Below are 9917 nucleotides of genomic sequence, written 5' to 3'. Positions count from 1 at the left end.
ACACCGGCCCATCAGCAAAATCCGCGCACGACGTGACCAACTGGTAGTGGGCTTGGGTGATACGGCGGCCGGTTTCGATCAGCTGGTCGGCTTCCCGACGACAAACGTCGAGTTCTTGTGTCGTGTAGATCGCTGGTTCCACCATGAATGTTCCCTGCTTTGTTTCCGCTGCCTCGTGTGTCGAACAGGCTTTCGATCTGTGATCGAAAGCCTACTGAAGGGGTGGGACAGTCTCTATTGATAAAGAAACACCACAGCGTGTGTCGGCGCTGACACGACCAGTAGCCACCACGCGTCCGCGGCGACATCCACCCGACCGCAGTCACGCCCCCTTGACCAGGACGTGTTCCTCATAGGTGATGCCGTGCTCTTCGGTCTGGAGTCGGTGCCCCGTCATGGCCCATCCGGCGCTTTGGTAGAACCCGATGGCGGCGACGTTCTCGACCCTCGCATGGAGCTCGAAGGCCGAATGGCCCGCCTCGGCGAGTATCGACTCACCCAACGCCAGGAGCCTGCGCCCCAACCCGGTCCCCTGTCGCGATGGATCGACGAACAAGTGGACCAGAAGGTTGGCGCTCACGGTTACGTGGGCGACGGGACGTCCGTCGACGTCGGCCACCCGTGTCACGAACTCCGATCCAGGCACAAACCAGCGTTCGAACTGGGCTCGGACCAGGTCGATGTCGGGGATCTGCAGCTCACCTCGGGCGATGTGACCCGCATACGTCGACTCAAAGCAGCGGCGGTGATAGGCAGCGATGTCGGGGGCATCCGCCGGCTGCGCATCACGAATCTTCACAGCGCTCACGGTTCAGGTGCCAAGTCGCCACCGTGGTGTATCAACTCGTGGAGCATCCGCCGAACCAGGTCGACGGCCGGTCCGAAACCGGCCAGCACCACATCCCGCTGCGAGTCCCAGTCGAACCCGCACTCGACGCACAGACCAACACGCGAGGGAGTGGCCCGCGTGGCTTCCATCAGCTGGGCCGCACGAGGATCTTCACGTGGCGTTCGGGGTCGGCGAGGTCGGCGAATGCCTGGGGCACGCCTTCGATTCCCACCTCGCCGGTGACCAGGGCGGCACCGTCGATGCGGCCCTCGGCCAGGTTGAACAGCGAGGCGGCGAACTCCTCGGGAGTCCAGCCCAACACGAACCGCAGAGACAGGTGCTTGAACACACCTATGGCCGGGCGGAAGGTATCTGGCTGCATGCAGACACCGACGATCACCAGCTCTGAACGGGCCGGAGCGTCTCGCATCAGCGAATCGATGAACCCGGGCACCCCGACGGCCTCGAACACCACCGGCGGCTCTACCCCGTCGCCGGCGTCGCGCCAGGAATCGAACACCGACGCCACGGCCGGATCGACGACCACATGAGCACCCATGCGTGCGGCCATCGCACGCCGGGTTGGTGAGAAGTCGGCGGCGATGATGGTGGCTACGCCACTGGCCGACAGGGCGGCGATGACCGCCAGCCCGACAGGGCCACAGCCGACGACCACCGCGGTGCGCTCACGCCCTATTCCCGACTCGTTCACCGCATGCAATCCGACGGCCATGGGCTCGGTGAGGGCCGCCAGCTTGGGGTCGAGGCCGTTTGGCACCGCCAGCAGGCCATCTGGATGCAACAACATCTGGCTCGAATAACCGCCGGGATAGTTGTTGTCGTAGCCGGGCAGCACCCGACCCACGCCGGGGACCTCCAGCACAGGCATCGCCGCATAGGCGCCGCCCTCGGCGACACCCTCGACCCCCGAACCGACCGCCAACACGCGCACAGACAGTTCGTGACCCATGACCAGGTCGGCGTCCGGGTCGAACAAGAACCCGGCGTGACCGGCGTCGGCGGCTGCGGCAACCATGTCGTGGGCGCCGCCGACGGTGTGCAGGTCTGAGCCGCAGATGCCACAGGCAATGGGCTCGACCAACACCTGCCCCGCCGAAGGTGTCAGATCGGGCAGATCGTCGACGACCATCCGGCCGTTCCTGAGAATCGCAGCGCGCATCGGATGATCATTGCACGCACGTACAGTCGACGCATGACCGGCAAACACACCTTCTGCCTCCAGTTCGTCGGCGACTACACCGACGCGGAAGCTGTGGTCGAGGCGGCGCAGCAGGCCGAGGCCCTGGGCTACGACACGTTCTTCTCCGCCGACCACTTCGGCAGCGCCGACCCGTTCTTGCCCCTGATGCTCGCGGCCGCGAACACCACGATGCTGAACGTGGGCCCGCTGGTGCTGAACAACGAGTTCCACAACCCGGCTATGGTCGCCCGCTCGGCTGCGACCCTGGACTCGCTCAGCAGGGGCCGCCTGGTGCTGGGCATGGGTGCCGGCTACATGCAATCGGAGCACGACGCCACCGGCATCGAGCTTCGAGAACCGCCGGCCAGGGTCGACAGGCTGGCCGAGAGCCTGTGCGTAATCCGGGCGCTGCTGCACTCGGGCAGCTGCGAGCTGAACGGCGAGCACGTGCAGGTGGCTGTCGAGTCGCTGGGTATCAAGCCCGCGACCCATCGGGTGCCGATATTGCTGGGCGGACACGGCCGCCGGATGGTCGGGCTGGCCGCCGACTATGCCGACATCTACCAGTTCACCGGCCTGACCCACGGCCCGGGCGGCGCTCCCGGGCCGGGTGGATTCGCGCTCGAACAGGTGGTCAAGCGGGCCCACTGGCTCGACGCGGACGAGACCGATCGCTCGACACCTCTGGTGCGCTCGGTGCTGGTTCAGGCGACGCACGTGGGCGACCCGGCGACCTTCACAGACAACCTGGTCGAGCGCACAGCACTGCCGCGAGACCTGCTGGAAGACACGCCGTTCTTCCTGGCCGGCTCGGTCGAGCAGATCGTCGACAAGATCGGCCGGCTGCACGAACAACTGGGCGTGACGCACTGGGTGGTGCGCGACGCCGAGGGGTTTGCCCCCGTGCTGGACGCCCTGGCTGGCTAGTCGGCCGGCTGCTACAGCAGCGTCAAACCGCCATCGACCACCAGGACCTGGCCGGTCGTGTACTTGTTGCGGACGAACGCCAACACCGCTTCGGCGCAGTCGTCGGGGGTGGCCGAGCGCGGGATGGGGCTGGTGGCGGCCACAGCAGAGTGCATTGCGTCCCAGGTCTCGGTCCAGGGGGTGGCGACCAGACCCGGAGCCACGGCGTTGAACCGAACCGGACCGTGAGACTTGGCCAGCAGACGTGTCATGTGGTTGAGCGCGGCCTTCGACATCGCGTAGGCGATGGATGACCCCACCTGCCGCACACCGGCGATCGAGGTGATGGTCACGACGTTGCCGTCGTCTGACTGGCGCAGGTGCGGCATGGCCGCCTTGGTGAGCCACCAGGTGCCATAGACGTTGACCTGCATGGTCTTGTCGAAGATGTCGTCGGTCAGCGCGTCGAGGTCGGTGTGGGGCACAACGGTTGTCCACCCGGCGTTGTTGACCAGGATGTCGAGCTTGCCGAACCGTTCGATGGTGGCGTCGATCAGGGCCTGACCCTGATCCTTGTCGGAGATGTCGGCCTGCACATAGATCGACTCGCCCGGCAGGGCGTCGCTGACCGCGGTGCCGGCCTGCACCGACGACGACGAGTTGACCACCACAGACGCACCGAGCTGGGACAGCCGGTGGGCTGTGGTTTCGCCTATGCCACTGGACGATCCGGTGACGATCGCGACCTTGCCTTCGAACTCGTTGCTCATGTGCCCTCCCGGTTGACTGAACCGAGAGTCTGCCACCCGACGCCGGGTGGCAGAAACCGGATCAGTGCGAAGCGATCAGTTCGGGCTCGGAAGACTCGGTCTGCTGGGTGGGGTGAGCAGGGCCCTCGACGTTCAGTGTCGGAAGGATGCGGTCGAGCCACTTGGGGAGCCACCAGTTGCGCTCGCCCAACAACTCCATGGTGGCGGGCACCAGCAACATGCGGACCAGGGTGGCGTCGAGGATCACCGACAGCGCCAGACCGGTGCCGAACAGCTTGACGACACGATCGTCTTCGAGCAGGAACGATCCGAACACCACGCCCATGATGGCCGCAGCCGCAGTGATGACACGGGCCGTGACCGAAAGGCCGTCGGCGACCGACAGGTGAGCATCTCCGGTGCGGTCGTATTCCTCACGGATGCGGCTGAGCAGGAACACCTCGTAGTCCATCGACAGGCCGAACACGATGGCGAACAGCATCATCGGAACGAACGGCTCGATGGGCGCAGGTTCGATTCCGGTGATCGACCCAAGCCAGCCTTCCTGGAAGACCAGCACCACGACGCCGTATGCCGCCGAGATCGACAGCACATTCATGATGACCGCCTTCAGCGGCACCAGGATCGAACGGAACACGGCCATCAAAAGCAGGAACGACAGCCCCAGCACCACCCCGTAGAAGATCGGGATACGACCGCTGAGGTATGACGAGAAGTCGATGTTGGTCGGAACAGCACCCGTGATGTTGGCCTCGACCCCCGTTCCGGCGACCGCATCGGCCACTGCCACGCGGAGGCGCTTGACGGTGTCGAACGTCGCCGAATCCTGCGGCGCCGAGGTCGGGACGATCTGCACCAGGAACGCCTCGGCCGCGGCCGGGTTCTCGATGTTGTCGGGGAACGGCTGGCCCACCGAGGCAACACCAGGGTCGGCGGCGACTATGCCTGCGAGTTGCTGGACCACTGCTGCCTGAGATGCGTCCTGGACCTCGACAGCCAGCAGGAACGGGCCGTTGAAGCCAGGGCCGAAGCCCTCGGCGATGAGGTCGTACGCCTGGCGGGTCGTGGTTTCTTCGGAGAAGTTGCCCTCGTCGCTGAACCCGAGCTCGAGACCCAGGATGGGCAGCGACAAGATCACCAGCACGAGGGTGCCGCCGATGGCATACACCCACGGACGGCTCTGGATCTGGCGGCTCCAGCGGTAGAACGCGGTTTCGCGAATGGGCTTCTCGGTGCGAGGCGGAACTGCGGCCCGCAGCTGCTTGACGAAGAAGCCGAGGATCAGCGTGATCACACCGAGTCCGATGAAGGCCAGGCCTGCTGGCGCGACACCGAGACCGATCAGGGCTACGCCGATGGCGATGAAACCGGCGGCGATCAGACCTCGCCAGCGGGTCACTTCGACCCTGGGGCCGAAGATGGCCAACATCGCAGGCAACAGCGTCAGCGAAGCAATCATGGTGAAGGCCACGGTCAGCGCTGCGGCGATGCCGAGACCCGAGACGAACGACAAGCCGATGGTGAGCATGCCCAGCAGCGACAACACCACGGTGATTCCGGCGAACGCGACCGCGCGGCCGGCCGTGTCCATGGCACCCACGATGGCATCCTCCAACGAGGCGCCCTCTCGGCTCAGCTCGCGATAGCGGTTGACGATGAACAGCGCATAGTCGATGCCGGCGCCCAGACCGATCATGAGGCCGATCGAGGTGGCGAAGTCGGGGATGGCGACCACGTGGGTCATGAGGCCGAGGGCTCCGACACCACCGGCGCCTACGCCGATGAGCGCAACGCTGATGGGAAGACCCATGGCCAGGACCGACCCGAACGACACGATCAGGATGACGATGGCGAAGCCGATGCCGATCAGCTCGGACTCGGGCGGGGCGAACTCGGCGAGGGCCTGGCCGCCGATCTCGATACGCAAACCGTCGACGGTGGGCAACATCTCGGCGATGCTGGCACCGATCTCGCTGGCTTCGATCTGGTCGATGTCGGGAGTCAGGTTGACCTGAGCGAAAGCCACGGTTGCGTCACCATTGATCTGGTTGGCACCGAAGGGCGTGTAGGGACTGACGACGCTGACGTGCTCGATCTGCTCGACCTCTTCGAACAAGGCACTCATGGTCTGAACGATCTCGGGATCGTTCACGTCGTCGGCCTGGAACACGATTGAGCCGCCGAAGGCCGCCCCAGCGCCGGGGAAGTACTCCTCGAGGGTGTCGATACCCCTGGCAGCTTCAGAGTCGGGGATGTCGAAGCTGGTGTCGAACGCCGGGCCGATGCCACCGGAGGCGCCGTTGAGACCCACGAGGGTCACGATCCAGATGGTCAAGACTGCCCACTTGTTGCGGGCGCACCACCGGGCGATGTTGCGGAACATTCAATGACTCCCGTCACCATTTCGCTACTGACACGTAGCGTGTGAGGGTAGCGGCCAGGCTCGGCGACCAACGCCGCATCCACCGATTGTTCACTAGGACTTGCGTCACATGGTCCCGGCTCGCCGGGACTTACGTCACATCCTTCCCGACACCCAGGTAATCCGAGATCAAATCGCTACGATCTAGTAGCAAATGGGAAGGCAGCTGAGCAGCAGAGCACGAGACCAGATGGTCGTCGCAGCTCAAGAACTGATCGCCGAGGTGGGCCTCGACGGTTTCACCGTCGATGAGGTCGCTCGCCGTTCGGGGGTCGCCAAGACCACCATCTACAGGCACTTCCCCTCCAGCGCCGCTTTGGCGATCCACGCCGTCGACTGCATGATCGAAGAGTTCCCGTCGATCGACACCGGCTCGCTGCGCGGCGACCTGGAGTCGTTCTTCGAGGTGATGAGGCCACACATCAACGACCCGGCCACCAGGCAGGTTCTGGCTGGCGTATTCGCCATGTCGGCCCGCGAGCCCGACTTCGGCGAGGTGATGCGCCAGATGCTGACCGAGCGCAAGGCGCCGTTGATCAGGGCATTCCAGCGAGCCATCGCCCGCGGCGAGCTGAGCCCCGAGACCGACCTGGAGCTGGCCTACGACATGCTCGAGGGTGTGTTCGTGTTCAGGCGGGTGTTGCTGGACCAGACGATCACACCAGGCGAATCGGCCTCTGTCATCGACATGATCCTGCGGGCCATACGCGTAGAGAGCTGAAGCCCTCAACCCACGGTTTGTTCGACGCCGTCCTTGTTGTCGTAGAAGCACAACAGGCCGGCGATGTCGGCGGCCTCGGGAATCGGCGACTCGTAGCTCCACACGATGTCTTCGAAGCGTCGGCCGTCGGCATCGACAGACCAGTACACGGCCGCACCCTTGTAGGGACAGCGGGTGCTGGTGTCGGTGGGCTCCAGCAGGCTCATCTCGACATCTGCTCGAGGGATGTAGAAACGAGGGCCGAGGCCGGCCTCGTGCAGCACCTTGGCGTTGGCCGACTCGGCGACCTTGACCCCGCCCACCTTCACCACCACCGTGTCGGGGCAGTCGTCGATACGAATTCGTTCGCTCACAGCTTGCTCACTATCTCTTCTGCGTGTTCCTTGGTCTTGGGCCGCTTGAACACGTGGGCGATGACACCGTTCTCGTCGATCAGGAACGTCGTCCTCTGCAGCCCCATGAAGGTCTTCCCGTAGTTCTTCTTCTCACCCCAGACGCCGTAGGCCTCGATGATGGTGCGTTCGGGGTCTGGAATCAGCGGGAACTCGAGTTCGTACTTGTCGGCGAACTTCTGGTGGCTGGCGACCGGGTCGGGTGACACACCGATCACGGCGATGCCGTTGTCGGTCAACAATGCGGTGTTGTCGCGCAGGTTGCACGCCTGGGCGGTGCAGCCCGGGGTGTTGTCCTTGGGATAGAAGTACAGCGCGACCTTCTGCCCTCGGTAGTCGGACAGGGTGACGGTGCGCCCGTCGTGGGTTTGTGCGGTGAAGTCGGGCGCCTCGGTGCCGGCCTCGAGGGGTTCGGGTTTGTCAGCCATGCGTCGAACCTACAGCCACACCAGCTCGAATCCAGCGGCCAACTCGACACCCAGCCGCGGGCCGGTGTCGGCCGCGTTGCTTCGAAGGAATGCGCCTGCGTCTGCCATGTCGCCGCCCAGGTTCTCGAGATAGACCCGATGGCACCTGAGCGACTCGACGCCGGCCTCGATGTGCTGCGTGACGTCGACCGCGTGGGTTGCGGCCGGCGAGCCCGAGAACGCTGCAAACCGCACCCCGTTCCACGCATCGCCATCTTCGGGGAAAACCCACGGATTGCCCGCGTCACGTGCAGCGTCCATCAACGCGCGGCCCACCACCCGGTGGTCGACGTGATTCCAGCTGGAAGGGCCCCACTGATCGCGATGGTTGATCGACAGCAACACCTCGGGCCGATGTTTGCGGATCGAGGCACTCAGTGCTCGCCTCAGGTCGAGACCCTCGGCCAACAGGCCGTCGGGCAGACCCAGGAAATCGACCTGATCGACGCCCACCACGGCACAACTGGCGATCTGCTCTTCGCGCCTCAAGGGACCGGCCTGGTCTGGTGGCATGGTCGCGATGCCGGCCTCGCCGTCGGTGACCAGGACATAACGAATGTCCTTGCCCTGAGCCGTCCAGCGGGCAACAGCGCTGGCAGCGCCGTATTCCATGTCGTCGGGATGAGCCACGACGGCCAGCCCGACGGTCCAGTCTTCGGGTACGGGCTGGAGGTCAGCCGCTCGAGTGTCGTCCGCCTGATTCTGCGCCATGGTTCAGGCTAGGGGCCGGCGGGGTTCGCCGCGGCCGGCCTGGAACGGCGATCAGGAACAGTGCGATGGCGGCCACCACCGCCGCGGCCAGAAACGCTGCATGCCAGCCGGCTACGAAGGCGTCACCGGCGCCTGGCGTCGATTCGATCTCGTCCAGGGGCACATCGAATCCCCTGCCGGCCATCACCCCGGCGACTATCGCCGCCGCCATGGCCTGCCCGCCAACGGTGCCAAAGGTGCGCGCCAGGTTGGTCAGCGCTCCCATCACTCCCAGTTCGGACGGTGGTATGGCCCCCAGCACCGCGCTGTTGTTGGGCACGTTGAACGAACCCATGGCCAAGCCGTTTATGGCCACCAGACACACCACCAAGGCCAGCAGCGACTTGTCTGACATGGTCGCAAACACAACCGCACCCACGCCCAGCACGCCCATTCCGCCCAGCATGAAGGGCCTGGAACCGATGCGATCCGATGCCCTACCGGTGAGCTGGGCGGCAATGCCCATACCGACCGAGGGTATGACGATGATTGCCGCGGCCTTCGACTCGGACATCGACCGCAACGAGATCAGGTACACGGGCAGCAGAATCTGCAGCGCCGCTGTCACCACGAACCCCAACGAACGGGCGGCCACGAGGCTGGCCAGCGTGCGGTCGGCGAACATGGCCACCCGCAACATCGGCTGGTGCGTCGTCAGCTCGTGTCGGACGAACCAAACGCCGATCGCAAGCGCCAACGCCGCCGACCCGATCATCACGGGTGAACCCCACGACAGGCTGAAGGGGTTGTTGAGGGTGACGATGACCCCCACGATGGTGACGCCCGACAGCACCCAACCCTTGCGGTCGAGGTGGGCACCCTTGCGAACCCCGCCCAGGCGCTCTTCGTCGAGGATGACGAACCCGGCGATGAGCGAGATCACCACCGGCACCAGGATTACGAGGAACAGGGCCCTCCAGCTGAACGCCTCGACCAGGAAGCCGCCGAACAGCGGGCCCGAGATGCCTCCGAGGGAAACGGCAGTGGTCTGCGAACCGACGGCCTTGCCCCGCTCGGTGGGTGGGAACGCGGCCACCAGGATGGCGGTGCCGACCGACTGGCCCAACGAGTTGCCGATGGCCATGACGATTCGGGCCACTATCAGCACCTGGAAGGTCGGCGCCACGGCGGTGGCCAGGCCACCGATGCCGAAGATGGCGAGACCGACGAGGTGGATGCGACGACGGCCGACCACGTCGGCCAAGCGCCCGAATGGCAGCAGGGTCGCAGCGATGATCAACGACTCGACGATGACCACCCAGCCCACCGACTTGAGGTTGACGTCGAAGCTCGATGCCATGTCGGGCAGGGCGACGAACACCATCGACATGGCCATCACCGAGGTGAAGAACGACAGCCCGACGGCGAGGAAAACGCGCCACTTGTAGTTGTCGTCGCGCTCCGCGACCTGACCGTTCAACGACTCACCCCCACCTGGCGGACACTACCGCTCGTCTGA

At 65.2% G+C, this 9917-nt stretch carries 10 protein-coding genes; 2 read left to right on the top strand and 8 right to left on the bottom strand.

Annotation, left to right across the window (positions count from 1 at the left end; genetic code table 11):
- Positions 1-322: 322 nt before the first annotated feature.
- On the bottom strand, positions 323-799 hold the full coding sequence (locus R2770_20140; protein ID MEZ5282776.1) for a GNAT family N-acetyltransferase: 477 nt from the start codon (positions 797-799) through the stop codon (positions 323-325).
- Between the two features lie 178 nt (positions 800-977).
- Positions 978-1979, bottom strand: a complete 1002-nt coding sequence (locus tag R2770_20135; protein ID MEZ5282775.1) for a zinc-binding dehydrogenase — start codon at positions 1977-1979, stop codon at positions 978-980.
- A gap of 63 nt (positions 1980-2042) precedes the next feature.
- On the opposite strand from R2770_20135, the gene R2770_20130 reads away from it, so the two are divergent.
- The gene (locus R2770_20130; GenBank protein MEZ5282774.1) at positions 2043-2957 is read left to right on the top strand and encodes a TIGR03621 family F420-dependent LLM class oxidoreductase; all 915 of its coding nucleotides are present in this window, start codon (positions 2043-2045) and stop codon (positions 2955-2957) included.
- Positions 2958-2968: 11 nt separating this feature from the next.
- Here R2770_20130 and R2770_20125 read toward each other — a convergent pair whose 3' ends face one another.
- Positions 2969-3706 (bottom strand): SDR family oxidoreductase, encoded by a 738-nt coding sequence (locus R2770_20125; protein MEZ5282773.1) that lies wholly within the window; start codon positions 3704-3706, stop codon positions 2969-2971.
- A 61-nt stretch (positions 3707-3767) separates the two neighbouring features.
- A complete protein-coding gene (locus R2770_20120; protein ID MEZ5282772.1) occupies positions 3768-6089 on the bottom strand; it encodes an MMPL family transporter in 2322 nt (773 codons plus the stop codon).
- Between the two features lie 193 nt (positions 6090-6282).
- Between R2770_20120 and R2770_20115 the strand changes: the two genes are divergently transcribed.
- Entirely contained in the window at positions 6283-6849 is a 567-nt protein-coding gene (locus tag R2770_20115) for a TetR/AcrR family transcriptional regulator (GenBank protein MEZ5282771.1), read from the top strand.
- Between the two features lie 5 nt (positions 6850-6854).
- Here the strand turns inward: R2770_20115 and R2770_20110 are convergent, their stop codons facing one another.
- Genes R2770_20110 through R2770_20095 form a run of 4 tightly spaced genes read right to left on the bottom strand, consistent with a single transcriptional unit; the run spans position 6855 to position 9878 of the window.
- Entirely contained in the window at positions 6855-7202 is a 348-nt protein-coding gene (locus R2770_20110; protein ID MEZ5282770.1) for a DUF427 domain-containing protein, read from the bottom strand.
- Positions 7199-7669, bottom strand: a complete 471-nt coding sequence (gene bcp / locus R2770_20105) for a thioredoxin-dependent thiol peroxidase (protein MEZ5282769.1) — start codon at positions 7667-7669, stop codon at positions 7199-7201. Before bcp ends, R2770_20110 begins: the two co-directional genes overlap by 4 nt.
- 9 nt (positions 7670-7678) lie before the next feature.
- A complete protein-coding gene (locus tag R2770_20100; GenBank protein MEZ5282768.1) occupies positions 7679-8419 on the bottom strand; it encodes a PIG-L deacetylase family protein in 741 nt (246 codons plus the stop codon).
- On the bottom strand, positions 8382-9878 hold the full coding sequence (locus R2770_20095; GenBank protein MEZ5282767.1) for an MFS transporter: 1497 nt from the start codon (positions 9876-9878) through the stop codon (positions 8382-8384). Before R2770_20095 ends, R2770_20100 begins: the two co-directional genes overlap by 38 nt.
- Positions 9879-9917 lie beyond the last annotated feature (39 nt).

Source organism: Acidimicrobiales bacterium (assembly GCA_041394185.1).
Classification (GTDB): Bacteria; Actinomycetota; Acidimicrobiia; order Acidimicrobiales; family Poriferisodalaceae; genus JAAETH01.
The sequence above is the reverse complement of the archived record's forward strand: the minus strand, read 5'-3'. Positions and strand labels throughout refer to the sequence as shown.